At 66.6% G+C, this 18,861-nt stretch carries 15 protein-coding genes; 8 read left to right on the top strand and 7 right to left on the bottom strand.

Going from position 1 to position 18,861, the window contains the following annotated elements; all coding sequences use genetic code 11:
* Positions 1–10: 10 nt before the first annotated feature.
* Both ACFTS5_RS07455 and ACFTS5_RS07450 read left to right on the top strand, forming a co-directional pair.
* A complete protein-coding gene (locus ACFTS5_RS07455; protein WP_378628492.1) occupies positions 11–193 on the top strand; it encodes a hypothetical protein in 183 nt (60 codons plus the stop codon).
* 13 nt (positions 194–206) lie between these two features.
* Positions 207–1,040, top strand: a complete 834-nt coding sequence (locus ACFTS5_RS07450; RefSeq protein WP_378628489.1) for an alpha/beta fold hydrolase — start codon at positions 207–209, stop codon at positions 1,038–1,040.
* A gap of 33 nt (positions 1,041–1,073) precedes the next feature.
* Here ACFTS5_RS07450 and ACFTS5_RS07445 read toward each other — a convergent pair whose 3' ends face one another.
* The 4 genes from ACFTS5_RS07445 to ACFTS5_RS07430 all read right to left on the bottom strand — a co-directional run bounded on the left by ACFTS5_RS07445 (position 1,074) and on the right by ACFTS5_RS07430 (position 4,891).
* Entirely contained in the window at positions 1,074–1,304 is a 231-nt protein-coding gene (locus ACFTS5_RS07445; protein WP_378628487.1) for a hypothetical protein, read from the bottom strand.
* A 28-nt stretch (positions 1,305–1,332) separates the two neighbouring features.
* Entirely contained in the window at positions 1,333–2,922 is a 1,590-nt protein-coding gene (locus tag ACFTS5_RS07440; protein ID WP_378628484.1) for an alpha/beta hydrolase, read from the bottom strand.
* A 375-nt stretch (positions 2,923–3,297) separates the two neighbouring features.
* Positions 3,298–4,098, bottom strand: a complete 801-nt coding sequence (locus ACFTS5_RS07435; RefSeq protein WP_378628481.1) for a helix-turn-helix domain-containing protein — start codon at positions 4,096–4,098, stop codon at positions 3,298–3,300.
* Between the two features lie 124 nt (positions 4,099–4,222).
* Positions 4,223–4,891, bottom strand: coding sequence for a TetR/AcrR family transcriptional regulator (locus ACFTS5_RS07430; protein ID WP_378628479.1), 669 nt, complete (start codon positions 4,889–4,891; stop codon positions 4,223–4,225).
* A 63-nt stretch (positions 4,892–4,954) separates the two neighbouring features.
* Between ACFTS5_RS07430 and ACFTS5_RS07425 the strand changes: the two genes are divergently transcribed.
* Together ACFTS5_RS07425 and ACFTS5_RS07420 are read left to right on the top strand one after the other, a co-directional pair.
* On the top strand, positions 4,955–5,257 hold the full coding sequence (locus tag ACFTS5_RS07425) for a hypothetical protein (RefSeq protein ID WP_378628476.1): 303 nt from the start codon (positions 4,955–4,957) through the stop codon (positions 5,255–5,257).
* A 118-nt stretch (positions 5,258–5,375) separates the two neighbouring features.
* Positions 5,376–5,726: an Lsr2 family protein gene (locus ACFTS5_RS07420; protein ID WP_378628474.1), complete on the top strand. Its 351-nt coding sequence runs from the start codon at positions 5,376–5,378 to the stop codon at positions 5,724–5,726.
* A gap of 88 nt (positions 5,727–5,814) precedes the next feature.
* Here the strand turns inward: ACFTS5_RS07420 and ACFTS5_RS07415 are convergent, their stop codons facing one another.
* Both ACFTS5_RS07415 and ACFTS5_RS07410 read right to left on the bottom strand, forming a co-directional pair.
* On the bottom strand, positions 5,815–6,456 hold the full coding sequence (locus ACFTS5_RS07415) for a hypothetical protein (RefSeq protein WP_378628472.1): 642 nt from the start codon (positions 6,454–6,456) through the stop codon (positions 5,815–5,817).
* An 89-nt stretch (positions 6,457–6,545) separates the two neighbouring features.
* Positions 6,546–7,529 carry a helix-turn-helix transcriptional regulator gene (locus ACFTS5_RS07410; protein WP_378628470.1) on the bottom strand — a complete coding sequence of 328 codons (984 nt, stop codon included), beginning with the start codon at positions 7,527–7,529 and terminating at the stop codon, positions 6,546–6,548.
* Positions 7,530–7,637: 108 nt separating this feature from the next.
* Here ACFTS5_RS07410 and ACFTS5_RS07405 point away from each other — a divergent pair, with 108 nt between their 5' ends.
* Positions 7,638–8,105 (top strand): VOC family protein, encoded by a 468-nt coding sequence (locus tag ACFTS5_RS07405; protein WP_378628468.1) that lies wholly within the window; start codon positions 7,638–7,640, stop codon positions 8,103–8,105.
* Here ACFTS5_RS07405 and ACFTS5_RS07400 read toward each other — a convergent pair.
* Entirely contained in the window at positions 8,062–8,538 is a 477-nt protein-coding gene (locus ACFTS5_RS07400) for a winged helix-turn-helix transcriptional regulator (protein WP_378628466.1), read from the bottom strand. The two genes, ACFTS5_RS07405 and ACFTS5_RS07400, sit on opposite strands and share 44 nt — an antisense overlap.
* Before the next feature lie 64 nt (positions 8,539–8,602).
* Here ACFTS5_RS07400 and ACFTS5_RS07395 point away from each other — a divergent pair, with 64 nt between their 5' ends.
* The 3 genes from ACFTS5_RS07395 to ACFTS5_RS07385 all read left to right on the top strand — a co-directional run bounded on the left by ACFTS5_RS07395 (position 8,603) and on the right by ACFTS5_RS07385 (position 18,840).
* Entirely contained in the window at positions 8,603–8,977 is a 375-nt protein-coding gene (locus ACFTS5_RS07395) for a VOC family protein (RefSeq protein ID WP_378628463.1), read from the top strand.
* A gap of 263 nt (positions 8,978–9,240) precedes the next feature.
* The gene (locus tag ACFTS5_RS07390; RefSeq protein WP_378628461.1) at positions 9,241–11,367 is read left to right on the top strand and encodes an MMPL family transporter; all 2,127 of its coding nucleotides are present in this window, start codon (positions 9,241–9,243) and stop codon (positions 11,365–11,367) included.
* Positions 11,368–11,676: 309 nt separating this feature from the next.
* On the top strand, positions 11,677–18,840 hold the full coding sequence (locus tag ACFTS5_RS07385; protein ID WP_378628458.1) for an amino acid adenylation domain-containing protein: 7,164 nt from the start codon (positions 11,677–11,679) through the stop codon (positions 18,838–18,840).
* The last annotated feature ends 21 nt before the right edge of the window (positions 18,841–18,861 follow it).

Below are 18,861 nucleotides of genomic sequence, written 5' to 3'. Positions count from 1 at the left end.
ACTCGAGCAAGTGGCCCGCCGACTCGTCATCGACGTCGCGCCGCTGCATCTGAGTGCGGCCCGGTTCGGTCTCACCGGACCGGTGAAATACACGATGGGCGCCCGCGATGCCGCCAGGGTCATCCGGGTGCTGCACCCGCGCATCACGGTGCCGGTGAACTACGAAGGCTGGACCCCATTTCAGCGAAAGTAAGGGTGAACTGATCATGTCCTTGTCGACCAACGTTCCGAATCCGCGCCGACGCCGGATGCTGAGCGTCGTGGCAGCCACGATTGTCGCGCTCGGCCCGTTCGTCCCCGCACTCGCGACCGCCGATCCCGGCGAACCCACCCTGGTTCTGGTGCACGGCGCCTTCGCCGACGCCACCAGCTGGGATGGAGTCGCCGCCGAGCTGCGCGGACGCGGCTATCGTGTTGTCACAGTGGACAACCCGCTGCGCGGGCCCCGCAACGACGCGCAGGCGCTGCAGGGCGTGCTCGACTCCATCGACGGCCCGGTTGTGCTCGTCGGGCACTCCTACGGCGGGTCGGTCATCACCAACACCCACGACTCCAAGGTCAAAGCCAACGTCTATATCGCGGCATTCGCCCCGGCACAGGGTGAGTTCGTGCTGGGCCTGATCGACCCGATCCGGTTCCCCGGCAGCCGACTGTTCCCACCCGCACTGCAGGTACGGGTCGTGGACGACGCCACCGGGATCGCGGGCAAGAATGTCGACGGCTACATCGAGGAACCGTACTTCCGCGATATCTTCGCCCAGGACGTCAGCGCCGAGACCGCCGCGAACATGTACGCCCATCAGCACTCGGCGGCATTGAACGCCAATCTGGAACCCTCCGGCGCACCCTCGTGGGCGAGCACACCCAACTGGTACCTGATCTCGGGTGAGGACCGTGTCATCCCCGCAGCCGCGCAACGATTCATGGCTGGGCGTGCCGGGGCCACCACTCGCGAGATCAGCTCCTCGCATGCCTCGTTGGTCTCCCAGCCGATCGCCGTCGCCGACACCATCGCAGACGCCGCGGACTCGGTTCGATAGCCGAGTCCGCCGCACCGGCGACCAGCCGGGCACTTATCTGCGGGCGCGCCGGGTGGTGAGAACTCCAGCGATCCAGCCGACGACGAACATCGCCAGCAGGATCAGCCACATCGGGGAACTGACCGTGATCAAGAGGATCTCGACAGAGACCTTTCCTCTGTTCTCCAACACGAACACGACGGCGAAGATGCTCAACCCGATGGCGACCCATTGGGTTGGTGACACGCGACTCAGCAGGGACCGCTTACCGGCGGCGTCGTTCATCGGAGTCCTCCTTTCGACGGGGTGGCGTTCACTCGGCGCCACGCAGGATCTCTCGTAAACGCTCGGTGTCGGCGACGGTCCAGTCGGCCGGTAACAGGATCGCGGCCCAGGCATCGGCGATGTCGGCCTGGAAGGTGTGGCCGTGCCCGTCCGGCACATCGACCGCGACTGCCATGTCCGCCGACACCTGCAGAAACGTCACCACCGGGATCCAGCGGGTGCTAGGCAGGACATCGCGACCGCGTTCCTCGGTGAGCCAGTCAGGTTTCTGGAACAGCAGTCGCGGGGTCCACCAGGTGATCGGGTCCGAGGCGTGCTGGAGATAGACGACCTTGGGTGCGATCCACACGGCGTCGGGGCGGGCGAGATCCGGTGTGTCAGCGACGAATCGCACAGTGTGCCCGTCCCGGTAGATCGGCAGCCACTGCGGGGAACCCGGGTCTCGTCGTGCGGTGGCATCGCGCCACACCGGATTGGTGGCGGTGGGACCGACGAACAGGACGCCGTCGGTACGGGCCGCCATGTCCTGGATGCCGGAGAACGCCGCCTCACCACCGAAGGACCCGAGGCTCTCCCCGAAAACCACCAGCTTCGGCCGGCGATCGACCGGTAAGAGGTCCCACTCGGCGTGCACCGCCTCGAACAGCGCTTGACCGGCCTGTCGAGCGCGTTCCTGGTCGACGACAAAGGAGAGCCAACTCGGCAGGTAGGAGTACTGCATACTCACCAACACACTGTCACCGTTGGCCAGATACTCCAACGCCGAGGCAGTCGACTCGTTGATCCACCCTGTCCCGGTGGTGGTCGCGACCCCGAGGACCGCTCGTTCGAATCCACCGGCCCGACGCAACTCGGCAACCGCGAGATCTGCTTCGGCTCTGATGGTCTCCGCGGAATCGAGGCCGGTGTAGACGCGAATCGGCTCGCGCGCGGGCTTTCCGCTGAATGCGGCCAGTTCACTCGCGGTGGGACCGTTGGACACGAAGATTCGCCCCTGCCTGCCCAGCGAGTCCCAGCTCACCAGCGAGCCGGGACCACCGGAACGCTCCGCGAGAACGGGCTCCTCGGTATCGGGCGAGCTCTCGTCGTTCACGGCCTTGAACGTCTGGTTGAGCATCGACATCGCCACGTCCGCGACCACGCCGTTGACCGCGGCGACAGCCACCGCGGCCACCACCACACCGCCGAGCACCGCCGCGACGCGCGGCGGCATCACCCGTGCCAAGAGCCCACCGACCCATCGCGACAGCGACCAGCACAGCCGCGCTATCGCGATCAATACCCCGAACACGACTGCGGCGATCACCACGATGATCGGATAGGCGTGCCAGGCAAGTCCGCTCACCCCCATGAGCGAACGCAGATCGCTTTGCCAGTCGGCATACCAGGCCAGCACCGCGACCGATCCGAGGCAGGCCACGAGGCCCAACCCCCACCGCGCCACCGATGGCGCGGGCTCACGCTGTCGTTGCAACATCCACCGCATCAGGGCGGCGACCGCGATGCCGAGTCCGTATCCGAAGGCAGCGGCGGCACCGGTGACGATTCCCTGGAACAACGGACCTCTGGGCAGCAGGGACGGCGTCAGCGACAACCACACCAATACCAACGCTCCCACGGCTCCACCGAAATAGAATCTCCGACCGGTCGGCATCACGGCATCGGATCTGGAATTCATTTGTTCCCCTGTGATTCGACCAACGATCCACCGGCGCACAGAATTCACTGCCGAGCCCGGCGCAGCTCTGTCGCGCAATCAGTCCGACACGAGGACTGGTCCGGGATTCGTTCAGTGGTGTGAATTATACGACCCGGTGATGCCACGACGCGGAATTCGGGCAATCGACACCGATATGTGAGCTGAACACAGGTCACACGTGGTAGCCCCGTCCGGTACAACCACTCGACAGTGCACAATCCTGAGAATGCGCCGCGCATCGAGGTCGACTACCGGAGCATCGGGCCGCGACGATGGTCGCCGAAGATCGGTCCTCTACACGATCGATACCCGCGCCATCGGAAGGTCGCGGCGAATCCCCACAAAGGCGCGCAACCAGCCCGGATAATCCACGACGTCGACATCGAACACCTGCACAGTGAGACTGACCGGTCGTCCCGCCCCTGATTGGCGGAGTCGGATCGGCGGCAGCTCCGAGGTGAACGTCACTTCTCCGGCGTTCCATATCGAACAGAACTCCGGGTACGCACCGAGCTCGTCGAGAAGCTGCTCTGGCCAGTCGGCGTGGCCGAAGGTCCCTATTCGGCCGCGTAATCCGCTCACCGTCGCCTGTGCGACAGTGTCCCAGTCGACGAAGACCTGCCGGGCGATCTCGTTCCCGAACAACCAATGCAGCCCGTTCTCGCCGACGCGCAGCCCGGGCAATATCGACTGCGCGGCGTCGTTGAGCGCCAGGATATTGCCGCGGGCGTCGAAATATCCGGCCACTCCGCCGCGCTGCGCATCGAGTATGCGCAGCGCGTCGTCGCTGATTCGGGCGCGCAGTTGCTCGACCGTGGGGGTCGACGTGATCGGCAGTCCTGCCAGGTCGAACAGGTGCCGTCGCTCGGTCATCGTCAACGCCCGGGCTCGACCCAGGCAGTCGACCAAGGATTCGACGACCGCACGCGCTGGATGATCCCGGTCGCCCCACTCCAGGTGGGTGACATAGCTGGCGCTGACTCCTGCCGAGACGGCCAGTCGCTCGCGTGACATTCGGCGATCGTCACGCAACCACCGCAAAAAGCTGCCGAATGTCGGCAGCGTCAGCAGTTCCGGATCGTGCGACCTGGTCATTTGGTTCACGGCACTCACTCCCGTTCGAGCCTTGCCTACGCCCTGCACGATAGCGACCACAGCACGCTACCGGCCCGGAACACGCAGGTTCGGACCGGTGACAAGGGTGCTTTCCTTTGCCGCACTACCGCGCGTTATGCCGATCGCGCAGGAGCAGCCGGATCCAGGCGTCGGCCAGCCAGTCACGGAAACGCTCTGCCGTCCAATGGCGTTCGCCTACGAGCAGTACCCAGTATTCGGTGGCGTTCATACTCCAGATCACGTCGGCAACCTCGTCGTCGGACAGATCGTCGCGCAGCTGCCCCGTACTGCGCAGGTCTGCTGCGAACTCACGCATATTGACGGCGCGGCGCTCGCTGATCTCAGCCCATATGCGCGCACACGACGCGTCGGTCGTCGCTGCCTCGCGCAGCGCCAGGAAGATCGGCGCGAGGCGTTGCTGAATGGCGGCCAGCGCGTCGGCATAGATCGCGATCTTGTCCTCGGCTGCGTTCGCCTCTCGGATCGCACGAACGTACTCGCGCTGCCGAGCCGGAATCGCATGATCGGTCCCGGAGAGCGCTGTCTCGACCAGTTCTCGGAGCAGTACCGACTTACGTCCGATCGATGCGTAGACCGTGTCGACGGAGACGCCTGCGTGCGTAGCGATCTCGGCCACCGTGGTGGCGGCATAGCCCCGCTCCACGAACAGCGCTCGCGCCGCCGCGAGGATCGCGTGACGCGTATCCGCGGCCTGCGCGGCGCGCCGAGGGGCGTGGTATCGACGCTTGTCTGCCTTGACGTTCTCGTTCATCGGCGCCTATTCTACCAATATTCATCCGATACTGATTCGGGTGAATTCAGAAGGGATCCGGCCATGGTCTACGCCTACATTCAAGATGTCCCTATCGGTGAGGAGCTCTACAACCGGATCATCGAAGGACTGGGTCCGGAACCACTCGACGGCTCGCTGCTACACCTGTGCGTGCGTCGCGACGACGGCGGACTGCGCTATATCGACGTGTGGGAGTCCGAGGCGCATTGCGCTCGCGCCTTCGACGAACGCATCCACCCCGCGGTCGATGCCGCTTTCGCGGGCGTCCGTCCCGGCGAGCCGACGATTCGACACCTCGATATCGTCCACGCGACAGGCTCGCTGCTGGTCGCGAAGGACACGTGACCATCGACTCTGCGCTTTGCGCCCTTCTGCTGCCTGTGCGCTGGCACTAGACGCGCTCGACCCGCATTCGGCTACTACGATCCGTGGACACCTCCGCACCCGAATGAGAAGGATTCCCATGGCGCGCAAAATCATTGTCAGCCTTATCGACGACTTCGACGGCACATCCGAAGCCGACGAGACCGTCACTTTCGGAATCGACGGAGTCGCCTACGAAATCGACCTGTCCGAGACCAACGCCACCAAACTGCGCGAAACGTTCGACCAGTGGCTTCCCTACGCCCGCCGAATCGGCCGCACCAAGACTTCCACCGGTCGACTCTCCGCGAAAACCCCTGCGAGCACACCGATTCGACGCAACGATCTCACCGCGATTCGTGCATGGGCCGGCAGCAACGGCCACACGGTATCGACTCGCGGACGGATCTCCGCAGACATTATCGCCGCATATGACGCAGCGTCTGCATAAAGCAAACTGTTTGTCGTGCTGGGCGTTCGCCGGCTGCGACGGGTGACCCGGGCATAGTCGAACGTCCGGGTCCAACACCGTTTCCCGCTCAGATCTCGGCGAGCACCGCAGCATCCACATACCGTGGATCACGAGCGATCGCGGCGAAACTCGACTCACCCTCGCCGCCAACCGATTCCTCCACGTCGGCCAACCGGACGAGTAGATCGAAGTAGCTCGCTTCAGCCGGCCGCAACTCCGCGATCGTCGCCGTGAGATCGAAATCGGCGGCGAACCGCGCCCGGTCGGGACCCACCAACAGCGTCGCCAGCCACCCACCCGAATCCGCCGCGAACATCGATCCGCTGGTTTCGGCCCAGAACAACACCGCGCTCGGTGCGACCTCGGAGCTCGAGCGCCCCGCCGCGGCGAGCATCACCAGCGCGGTATAGATGTTCGACTCGCAGAATCCGAAGTGCATCAAATACGCCTCGAGCGCTCCCGCCCGATACCTCAGCATGTAGGTCAGCCCACCGGTGTCCTCCCCGAAGCAGTCGGCGAAGTACTCCCGAGGCGTTATCCCCTCCTCGGCCTGCCGCCAATCCGGTGTCTTGCCGTCCCAGAACCACCCGTCATACATCGCGCCGTGATTCTCGATAGTCTCCGGCCCCGGCGCCGGTGTCTTCAACCACTGCTCGAATGCCTGTCGCTCCATGGGAATTCGAGCAGCAACGACAAACGTGTCCGACACAACCGGCTCCTCATCGATCTCGATCGCACCCACCATCGCGGGCCCACGCGCCATCCTAAGATCTCGCACCCGCTACTTCGGCGGCGTTATCACGCCGAGGGCGCCCGCGCAGCCCGGGCTGCGCGACGGGACAGCGCCGCGAACGCATCGCGTAGCGCTGGGGGGCCGACGACCTCGATGTCGGTGTCGAAACGCGCCAGTGCCGCGGCGAGCGCCGCCCATGACCACGAACCGATCGACAGCCTGGTGCGCCCATCGCCCAGCGCCTCCACGATTGCGTCACCGGCGAACGGGGCGACCCGGGTGGCGGGAAGATCGAGGACTACCTCGCCGTTGCACGGCCAGACATCGGCACTCTCAGAGCCTTTGAACCGCGCGGCGAGAAACGCGACGACATCTCCACCTGGCAATTCCCGAGCTGCGAAGCGCGGGCCGTTCGGGATGCGCAAACTCATTCGATCGACGCGAAAGCTTCGCCAGTCCTCGCGCTCGGGATCCCAGCCGATCAGATACCAACGCCCGTTTCGAACCACGAGATGATGGGGTTGAACGCGGCGCGGCGCGCCCGATTCGGCCCCGTTCGCAGACCGCTGATAGTCGAAGCGCACCTCCTCCGCGGATCGAATCGCGGTGCTCAGTTCCACCAGAACCCGGGTGTCGACTTGGACTTCGGCACCGCTCGCGGCGAGCTCGAGCGCGTCGACTCGCGCCCGCAACCTCGCCGGTAGGACTTGTCGCACAGTGGCGAGGGCTCGCGCGGCGCCTTCTTCGATGCCCGCCCCGGTCCCTGCCGCGATGCGCAACGCTACGGCGAGCGCGACAGCTTGCTCGTCGTCGAACAACAGCGGCGGCAGTTCACTGCCTGCCTCCAGCCGGTAACCGCCCTCGGGGCCCTTGATCGCCTGGATGGGATAGCCGAGCTCGCGCAGGCGATCGACGTCGCGGCGCACCGTGCGTCCGCTGACGTCGAGCCGCTCGGCCAGTAGACCTCCTGGCCAGTCCCTGCGGACCTGCAGCAAAGACAGCAGCGAGAGCAGGCGGCGGGAAGTCGCCGTCGAAGACGATGTCGGCATGGTTCCAGATTGCCAGCAGTAGAGGACATTCCCTGTCCGCTACCGATGACAGGGTGGAATTCGTCGCCCCCCGGCGGCACACACCACGCGAAGGGACACTGATCAGACATGACGGTCAACACTGTTGCCCACCTGAACTTCCACGGCCAGGCCCGTGCGGCCCTGGAGTTCTACCAGTCGGTTTTCGAGGGCCGGCTGACCCTCGCCACCTACGCCGACTTCGGCATGCCGACCGAACTGCCCGACGCCGCCAAGGTCGTCTTCGGTGAAATCGTTGCCGACAACGGGTTCCGAGTCATGGCCTATGACGTGCCCGGCCAGGACTCCCCTGCCGCTGCGTCCGCGCCCACCACCCGCCGCGAGAACGGCACGACCATCACCGAGGAGCGGTTCTTCCTTTCGGTGCGCGGCGAGACCGTCGAGGAGGTCGGCGCGCTGTGGGAACGCCTCGCCGAGGGCGCGACGGTGATCGAGGCATTCGGCCCCGCTCAGTGGGCGCCCGCTTTCGGGATGCTCAGTGATCGCTTCGGTGTCACCTGGATTCTCGACGTGGCGGCCGAGTACGTCCCGGCGTGAGCTGCGGTTCGGGGTGCGACCCGGTCCGGTCGTACCCCGAGTCCGCGGACGAGACCGTGGTGCACAGTGATAGGTCCGCGGTGGGATGCGCGGCGAGCAGTGATTCCAGGTGCGTGCGCGACCAGCCACACAGTTCGTGCACGGTCGTGAGCAGGTCGATCCCGGCCGCGGTGAGCGAATAGTCGACGCGGGGGTTGGCGGAGTGGTGGTCGTAGCGGGCGACGATTCCGTCGGCTTCCAACCCACGCAGGGTCTGGGTGAGCATCTTGTAGCTGATGCCTTCGACCGACCGATGCAGCTCGGCGAAACGTCGCTCGCGAGTTCCGATCGCTTCGATGACCGTCAATGCCCACTTCGTCGACAGCGTCGCGAAGATTCGGCGAGCGACAGCGGCCGCCTGCGCTTGCCGCACGGATTCACTGACGACAGCCATGTAGAGCCTCTCACCTCGAAGTGCGTACTTACCCACGACAAACATCGACCGTACCGTCGTGGCGGTGAAGATCCTCAAGACCTACGCCCGACTCTTTGTCACCGACCTCGAGCAAGCGCTTCCCGTCTACGAAAAGCTCGTCGGAACCGCGGCGGATCTGCGCTTCCGCTTCGAACAAGCCGATATCGCAGCGGTCGGGGACTTCCTTGTCATCGCCGGGCCGCACGACGCGGTCAGCGCATACCGCGACACCATCGGACCGGTGATCGTGGACGACCTCGACGCGGCGAGGCAGTTCGTCACCGACATCGGCGGCGAAATCACCAGCGGTCCGATTGTCTCGGCGACAGGTCGGGTGGTGTACGCGCGCCACCCGGACGGCACGAACGTCGAATACGTGCAGTGGGCAGCCGACATCCGCTCGCACGTGCTCGACTGACAGCGGCGGACCGGTCCGGTCGACTCCAGCGCAGAATCCTGTCGCCGCGACAAGTTCTGCGGCGGAAATTCTCCGGAGGATGCAGTGACAGTGACTGTTCGCCGCATCGATACTTGCTTCGACCCGGGTCGCGGGATGGCACCGGCGCCGCCCCCTCCATGCCCGAGCCGCGGCGGTGGTGATGGCCGTCGCGATGAAGACGGCGCCGGAGTGCACGTGCGGTGCCCGCGATGAGATGAGGGACGGTGCGAGTACTCGCGCGGATGGCTGTTGGTCGACCGAAGACCGTGATCGCGGTGATCGCGTTGTTACTCGTTCTCGCAGGTGCGGGTGGCGCTTCGCTGCAGCAGCGATTGTCCGGCGGCGGGTTCTGGAACGCGGATGCCGAATCCGCGCGCGCCGCTCGGGTCTTGGCGGACAAGTACACCACCGGGACACCGAATGTCATTGTGCTGGTAGATGTTCCGACCGCAGCAGGAAACGTCGACACGCCCGCGGTCGCCGCCACCGGTCTACGGCTGACCACCGAGCTCGCCGCGGTGTCCGGTGTGCGTTCGGTGAGCTCGTACTGGTCCACCGGATCAGCGGAATTCCTCCGCACTACCGATCGCGGCAAGGCGCTGGTCGCCGTGGATATTCCCGGTGACGAGATCGTGGTGGACACCGTGGCGTCCCGGCTGATCGACAGCTACCGGGATCGAGACTACGGCGAGCTCCACCTGCGGTTGGGTGGCGCCGCGGTGAGCTATCACGATGTCACCGAACAACTGTCGCATGACATGAAAGTCAGTGAGGCGGTGACGATTCCGATCCTGCTGGTGCTGTTGGTGCTGATCTTCGGCAGTCTGGTCGCCGCGGGGCTGCCGCTGGTACTCGGCGTGGTGTCGATCATCGGCACGTTCGGAATCCTCCGCCTGCTCACCGAGGTCACCCAGGTTTCCAGCTATGCGCTGAATCTGACCACGGTGCTCGGACTCGGTCTCGGCATCGACTACAGCCTGTTCCTGGTCAGCCGATTCAGAGAAGAACGCCACGGCGGCCGCGACGTACCGACCGCGGTGCGGGTGACCGTGCTGACCGCCGGGCGCACAGTGCTGTTCTCCGCCGCCACGATCGTCATCGCGATGCTGGCGATGCTGCTGTTCCCGATGCCGTTCCTGCGTTCCCTGGCCGCGGCCTGCCTGTCGGTGACGCTCTTGGCCGCGCTCGCCACCGTGACGTTGCTGCCTGCTCTGCTCATGTTGTTCGGGCACCGCATCGACTCACTCGACCTGCGTCGCGGCATCCGCCGGCTGCGCGGGCGAGCCGCCCCCGCACCCATGCTGCCCGAGAACGGCTTCTGGTATCGCACCGCGCGGCGAGTCACCGCGCGCCCCTGGGTGTTCGGTGGTGCGGCGTTGCTGGTGGTGGTCTTGCTCGGCGTCCCGTTCGCGGGGCTGCGATTGGGTCTGACCGACGATCGAGCATTGCCGGTGACGGTGGAGAGCCGTCAGGTCGGTGACGTGCTCCGCGCCGAATTCCCGGCGACCTCGGCGGGACGGTTCGATGTGGTCGTCGACGGGCAGATCAGCACGACCGAACTGGCCGAGCTGACACAGCGCATACAGCATCTCTCGCATGTGCGGCTGGTCCGGAGCCAGTCCGGGCCCGAGGGCGCACATCTGACAGTGATCCCCGATATCGACCCGTATTCGCAGGCCGCCGAAACCCTGCTCGATGACATCCGGCGGACCGACTCGCCCGCGCCGCTGCTGGTCGGCGGCGCCACGGCCGAGAACACCGATACCAAATCCGGATTGGCAGGGCGCCTGCCCGTGGTCGTCGCACTCATCGTGGTCGCGATGCTGGTGTTGCTGTTCGCGTTCACCGGCAGCGTGGTGATCCCGTTGAAGGCGGTGCTGCTCAACACATTGAGCTTGTCGGCGACCTTCGGCGCGATGGTCTACATCTTCCAGGACGGGCACCTGAAATGGCTGGTCGGCGATTTCACCGAGATCGGCTATCTGGCCGCGCCCGTGCCGGTGCTCGTCTTCTGCTTGGCCTTCGGGTTGTCGATGGACTACGAGGTGTTCCTGCTGTCACGGATCACCGAGGAGTACCGGACGCGCGGTGTGACGGCCGACGCGGTCGCGTACGGGCTGGAGCGCACCGGCCGCATCGTCACCGCGGCCGCCGCGCTGATGGCGATTGTCTGTGTGGGGCTTGCCTTTTCACAGGTCGCGTTCACCAAGCTGATGGGCGTGGGCTTGACACTGGCGGTACTGATGGACGCGACCGTTGTCCGGGGCGTGTTGGTACCCGCCTTCATGCGCCTGCTGGGCGCCGCGAACTGGTGGGCACCGCCGTTCCTGCGAAGAGTCCACCGTCACATCGCCGTACGTGAGGACTGACCGATCCCCGGCGCGGCGGTTTGGCTCCGGGTGCAATTCTTCGGCTCCGTATTCGTCTCGCAGGACCAAATATCCGGACAATCCGGCGTTTCGCCGGTCGATTTCCGCGATAAGTGACTTCCGTTACCGCACAACAACATTGGCTATCGACCAGCCCGAATGACACAGTGAAACGAGCGCCGTTTGGGCGCACGGACCACTCGTGAATCGCCCGATCAGCCGGGCGAAGACCGCCACCGGACGGAATTCGGATCGCTGCAGCGCCGCGCGATCGAGCACATTTCAGCTCTTCACCTCAGGGGTATATCCATGTCCGTTTCCATGCGCCATCCACTGACTGCCTATCAGCGCGACATCTGGACGATCGTGGAACATTTTCCCGGTCTGCCCAGCTACCTGTCCACTGTGGTCGGCCGCTTCTCCCTCGCCGTCGACGTCGACGTGATGGTCGCCGCGATCGAGCGGACCTGGGCGCGCAACGACGGTCTGCGTTTGCGGTACCGCGTCCTCGACGGTGTTCCCTACCAGGAGCTCTCGTCCGATCCGATGCCGGAGGTCCAGGTCATCGATGTCGGCGCTGCCCCCGATCCGCATGCCGAGGCGCAGCGCCGGATCGAGGTGCTCACTGGTTCGGCGATCGACCTCACCGGGGCGGTGCCCTTCCGGGCGCACATCATCCGCGCCGGCGCGGAATCGTCCTACCTGGTCTTGACCACCCACCACGTCGCCGCCGACGCGACCGGGCTGTTCCATATCGGCGCTCAGATCCTCACCGACTACGCCACGACGGCGGCAGGGAATCCGATCGAGCTGCCGGGGTCCTCGTTTCTGGGGTGCCTGCCGTTCGAGCGTGATTACCGGGCGAGCGATCAGTACCTCCTCGACCGCGACGCTCTGGTCTCCGCGCTGACCACCACCACCCCCGCGCTGTTCGACCGGCCCCGCGCCACCGAGGGACTGGCACCGGTCACGGCATACGAGTTCACGCTGGATCGCTTGCTGGTCAACCGGATTCGCGAATCAGGGCTGTCGCTGTACCCGTATTTCTGTGCGATGCTCGGCCTCTACCTGTCGCGGGTCCTGCGCGCCGACGAGGTCACCATCGGCATTCCGTTCGGCAATCGTGCCAACCCCACCGAGCAGGCCACCATCGGCCACTTCGCCAACACGCTTCCCCTGTCCATCCGGACGGCGGGCCCGCGCACCGTGCGCGAACTGGTATCGACGGTGAAAGCCGATGTACGCCGGATGAAGCAGCACGAGCGTTATCCGCTCGGCGATCTCATGGGCGAGCTGCGCCGCCTCGGCAACCCGGCGAGACAGCTGTTCGACGTGACGGTCGCCTACCCGCGCCTGCCCTCGGCCGCGGGCTTGATCGACGGACTCGAGGAAGTACAGCAACCCTCCCAGGGGTACAGCCCGCTGGCGATGGCCTGGACGATCTCCGAGATCGACGACGACGGGCCGCTGCTGATCCGCCTCGATCACGCCGCCGACATCTTCGATGCCGACTACCCGATCGAGTCCGTCGCCGATCACCTGATCGCGTTGCTGCACGCCGGGATCGACGCCGTCGACACCGAACCGTCACTGCTGCCGATGTTGTCGGCGGCCGAGCACGACCTGCTGGTCGACCGCGCTCGCGCGACAGCACGTCCCTACGAGGACCAGACCACCGTCATCGCCCGCATCATGGCTCAGGCCGAGCGCACGCCGGACGCGGTCGCGGTCCACACCGCGACCGGCGACTCGATCACCTACCGCGAGCTCACCGACCGTGCCGCCGCCCTGTCCGGCGTGCTCCGCGATTCCGGGGTCGAGGCGGGCGATCTGGTCGCGGTGCTGCTCGAACGCGGTCCGGACATGCTCGTCGCGATCCTGGGCGCTCTGCACGCCGGAGCCGCCTATGTCCCGATCGACCCCGGCTATCCTGCCGACCGAATCGCCTACCTGCTGGCCGACAGTGCCGCCAAGGTGGTGCTGACCGACACCGAGATATCCGGCGGGCTCGCGCTGTCGCCGGAGAACTGGTCGACGGACACCCCGGCGCGGACTCCGGTCCCGACCGGCACCGACCCGGCCTACGTGATCTACACATCCGGCTCCACCGGTCGCCCCAAAGGTGTGGTGGTCGAGCATCATTCGGCGCTCAACCGGATCGGCTGGATGCAGCGCCAGTATCCGCTGGCCCCCACCGATGTGATCCTGCAGAAGACGCCGTCCTCGTTCGACGTATCGGTGTGGGAGCTGTTCTGGTGGGCGTTCGAGGGTGCCCAGGTGGCACTGCTGCGGCCGGGCGGTGAGAAGGATCCGCGTGAACTGCTCGCCGCCGTCGCCGACGTCGGTGTCACGGTCATGCATTTCGTGCCGTCGATGCTGACGCCCTTCCTGGATCTGCTCGAGTCCGACCCGACCGCGGTGGACTACACCGCCGGTCTGCGGACGGTGTTCTGCAGTGGCGAGGCGCTGCTCCCCCATCAGGTCAACCGGTGGAATCAGACTTTCGCCGGACTCGGTGCCCGCGCGCCACGTCTGGTCAACCTGTACGGCCCGACCGAGGCCACGGTGGACGTGTCCTATTACGACTGCCCGGTCGATCCGGCCCAGACGGTGACCCGGGTGCCGATCGGCCGACCGATCGACAACACCCGCCTGTACGTGCTCGGCCCGTCCGACCAGCCCCAACCGGTCGGCGTCGCGGGCGAATTGTGCATCGCCGGAGCTGGTCTGGCACGCGGCTACCGCGATCGCCCGGAACTGACGGCGGAGAAATTCGTCGCCGACCCGTTCCATCCGGGCGAGCGGATGTATCGCACCGGCGATCTGGCTCGCCGCCTCGCCGACGGTGAACTGGAGTACCTGGGACGCATCGACCGGCAGGTGAAGATCCGGGGCAACCGGGTCGAGCTGGGCGAGGTCGAGAACGCGCTGGCCGCGCTGCCCGGCATCACCGCCGCCACGGTCATCGACCGGGCCGCACCCGATCGCGCCACCTATCTGGCCGCCTACTGCGTGGCGGCATCCGCACCGGAGCCCGCCGCACTGCGTGCAGCCTTGTCGAAGACATTGCCGGAGTTCATGATTCCGTCGCTGTTCGTCCGTGTCGACGCGATCCCGCTCACCCCGAGCGGCAAGGCCGACCGCGCCGCGCTCGCGGCGATCACCGCCGAGAACTCGACCGTCGAGCACACCGCACCGCGCACACCGGTCGAGGAACAGTTGGCGCTCATCTGGCGCGAGGTGCTCGACCGCGAGTCGGTGTCGGTGTTCGACAATTTCTACGACCTCGGTGGCGACTCGATTCTGCTGCTGCGCGTGCGAGCCAGGGCCGAGGCCAGGGGGCTGGTGATCAGTGCTCGTGACATCGCCGAATGCCCCACCATCGCCGAACTGGCCGAGCGGGCGGGCACCGGTGCCGTCGCCGCGGTCGCCCTCGCCCCGTTCGAGCTCGTGGCCGGGATCGACCGGGCCCGCCTGCGGCATGTGGTGGACGCGTACCCGTTGACCAGGTTGCAGCTGGGTATGCTGTTCCACAGCCGCGAACGTGCCGAATCATCGCTTTACCACGATGTTTTCCGGTATTCGCTGCGGATGCCGTGGGACGAGGCCGCGCTGCGCGCCGCGACGTCGCGATCGATCGCCCGGCACCCGATGCTGCGCACCTCCTTCGAGCTCGCCGGCTATTCCGAGCCGCTGCAACTCGTGCACGCCCACCTCGATCCCCCGTTGACGATCGTCGATCTGCGCGCGACCGAAGCCGACGAGGCCGAGGCATTGGTTCGTGACCATATCGAGCGACGACGCCTGCGCCGGTATGCCTTCGAGCAGCCGGGCCTGTTCGATCTCACGGTGTTCCGGCTCGCCGACCGGATCGAGCTGGTGCTGTCGTTCCACCACGCCATCCTCGACGGCTGGAGTGTGGCGACGCTGATCTCGGAGCTGCTGGCGGACTATCGGGGCGCGGGCGAGTTCCCCACCGAGCTTCCGTCCTTCGCCGAATATGTTCGTGCCGAGCGTGATTCGCTCGATGATCCGGCCGATCGGGACTACTGGGCGAGGGAGTTGGACGGTGCGGAGACGATCCGCGTTCCCGGGCTGCGCCCCCATGTTCCCGTGGACGCGACACCGGCCGCGGGTCCGCCGCAGGCGCGTGTTTCGGTGCCGGTTCCGGTCGGCGCCGAGTTGCTGGCACGTGCCGACGAGGTGGCCGCCGCCGCGCATATCCCGGTCAAGGCGGTCCTGCTGGCCGCACACCTGTGCACCGTCGGCCTGTTGTCCGGTCGCACGGATGTGACCACCGGCGTCGTCACCCACGGGCGGCCCGAGCGCATCGATGCCGAGCGCATGGCCGGGCTGTTCCTGAACACGATGCCACTGCGGTTGAACTTCAGCGGTCGCAGTGGGCGTGAGGTGCTCACCGGTGTCTTCGAGCGGGAGCGCAACAGCGCACAGCACAAGCGGTTCCCGCTCACCGACATCCAGCGCGAAGCAGGCGTGGTCCTCGACACCGCGTTCAACTATGTGCACTTCCATGCCGCGGGCGCGGCCATGGACGCGCTGGATGTGACTCTGCTCGGCATCGACATTCGCGAGGACACCAACTTCGCGCTGCTGGTCAACGCGATCCGCAACCCTCTCGACGGAACGCTGGCACTGCGCGTCGACGGCGACCCCGCGACCTACACCTGTGACCAGCTGATCGGCATCGGTGAAACCTACCTGCGGGTCCTCGACCTGCTCACCGGCGATCCCTCGGCCACAGTGGACTTCGGCTCGCTGGCTCCCTCCCCGGAGACGCTGGCTGCCGCACCGGCCGCTGGCACGGTGATCGACCTCTTCGATGCCCGCGCGGCCCGCACACCCGATGCGGTTGCCGTCGAATTCGGCAGTCGGGCAATGACATACGTGGAGCTGCTCGCCCTGTCCAACCGGGTCGCGGCAACACTGGTGGCGCGCGGGGCACGCCAGGGCGACCGCATCGCGGTGGCCGTGGACCGATCACCCGAGCAGATCGCGACAGTTCTGGGAATCGCCAAGGCGGGCGCGGCCTGCGTGCCGCTCGATGTCAGCTATCCGACCTCGCGCCTGCACGCGATGCTGGACCAGGCACAGCCGTTCGCGGTGATCACCGGCGCCGGCCACGAGACTCTGGTACCACCCCGGTATTCGCGACTCACCCTCGACGAACTGCTCGCACCCGGAATCACCGCCGAACTGCCGGCGAGCGATCCCGAGGCCACCGCGTACGTGTTGTTCACGTCGGGTTCCACCGGGACGCCGAAGGGTGTGGCCATGCCGCATCGCGCGCTGGCCAACCTGATCCGCTGGCAGCTCTCGGCCACCAGCGGGGTACTGCCCGGTGTCGAACGAACCCCGGCGACAACACAATTCGCCCCCTTGTCGTTCGATGTGTCATTCCAGGAGATCTATTCGACGCTGTGCGGCGGGGGTCGCCTCATCTTGCTGAGCGAGGAGCAGCGCCGCGATCTACCCGCCCTTGCCCGCGTGCTCACGAGCACCGGCGCCGAACGGATCTTCCTGCCCTATGTGGCCTTGCAGCAACTGGCCGAGGCCGCGATCCGGCTCGGCACGGCACCGGCCGGGCTGCGGGTGATCATCTCCTCCGGCGAGCAACTCCGCGTCACCGACGAGATCCGGGCGCTGTGCGCGGCAGGTACCGACGTGCTGCTGGAGAACCAGTACGGTCCCACCGAAACCCATGTCGCCACCCGATACACGATGACCGGCGACCCGGCGCTGTTCCCGGCGCTGCCACCGATCGGCACCGCCATCGACGGCGTGGAGATCCTCGTCCTCGACGACCGGCTGCGCCCGGTCGCCGACCACGTGCCCGGCGAGATCTACCTCGGCGGCGCCGCGCTCGCCGACGGCTACGAGCACCGGCCCGATCTCACCGAGGCCGCCTTCGTTCCGCACCCGTTCGCACCGCCGCGTCGGCTGTACCGGACCGGCGATATCGGACGCCGACTGCCCGGCGGTGAGGTGATCAGTGACGGCCGCCGCGGTGGACAGGTCAAGATCCGTGGTCACCGGGTGGAACCGATGGAAGTCGAGCTGGCACTGCACCGTGTCACCGCGGAATTGCCCGGCGTCAGCGAAGTCGCCGTGGTGGCGCACACCACCGCCGCAGCGGCCTCCAGCGCCCACACCGCCCTGGTGGCGTTCCTGGTCGGCTCCCGTGCCGATGTCGACGAGCCGGAGATCGGCGCCGCACTGCGGGAATGGTTGCCGGACTACATGATTCCCAGTCGGCTGGTCTGGCTCGACGCCATGCCGCTGACCCCGAGCGGCAAGCGGGCCGACGCCGTCCTGGCCGCAATGGCACTGCCCGCCGCCACCTCCGCGGCCCGGGTTCGCCCACGCACGCCCGCGGAATCAGGGCTGGCGGCACTGATGGCCGAAGCACTCGGCCTGCCCGAAATCGGCGTGTACGACGACTTCTTCGCTCTCGGCGGTACTTCCCTGACCGCGATGCGCCTGATCGTGTCCATCGAACAGCGCTACGGGGTGTCGCTGCCGGTCTCCACCCTGGCCACCGGCCCCACAGTCGCCGCCCTGGCCGCGCAGCTCGACGAACGTGCCGAGTCGGGTTTCGATCCGCTGGTGCTGCTGCGACCGGGTACCGGGACACCGCTGTTCCTCGTGCACCCGATCGGCGGAAATGTGCTGTGCTACATCGAATTGAGCAAACACCTACCCGAGGGGCTGCCGTTGTACGGCCTGCAGGCCGCGGGCCTCGAGACGGGCAGCACCCCGGCCGAGTCCATCGCGGAGATGGCGGGCAACTACATCGCCGCGCTGCGCCGCGTCCAACCGGCAGGGCCCTACCATTTGGGCGGCTGGTCGCTGGGTGGGATGGTCGCCTTCGAAATGGCGCGCCAGCTGGCCGAAGCCGGTCACGAGGTGGGCACCTTGGCCCTGATCGACACCATGACGGTGCGCCACGGCGACGGCATGCCGGTGCCCGAACACGCGCTCTACGAGTTCTTCCTGTGGGAACTGCTGTGGCTGGCGCGCGGCGCCGACACCGCGGTGATCGAGATCCCGCAGGAGCTCGACACCGACGACGCCGTCTTCGACTTCATCCTCGCCACTGCCGTCGAAGCGGGCGTGCTGCCGCCGACCGGATCCCGTGCGCTGGTCCGGCGGTTGTTCGAGGTGTTCGTGGCGGGGTGGCGCGCGATCGACGCCTACCGGCCGCAGGCCTACGATGGCGACATCACCTTGTTGCGCGCCGCGCTGCCATTGCCGCAGGTGCTTCGTCCCGCCCATGACCGGGCGGGCACCCTGCACCGTGACCCGACCAACGGCTGGGATGCCTACGCGGCAGGACACCTCGAGGTCGTCGAGGTACCAGGTGACCATCTGACGTTGATCCAATCCCCGCACGTCGCCGAGGTGGCCGCACGACTGGCTCGATTGCTCGAACAAGCGGCGGCGACCGCATCATGACTCTGACGAATCCCGCTACAC

This window comes from Nocardia sp. NPDC056952 (assembly GCF_042674185.1).
Taxonomy (GTDB): domain Bacteria; phylum Actinomycetota; class Actinomycetes; order Mycobacteriales; family Mycobacteriaceae; genus Nocardia.
The sequence above is the reverse complement of the archived record's forward strand: the minus strand, read 5'-3'. Positions and strand labels throughout refer to the sequence as shown.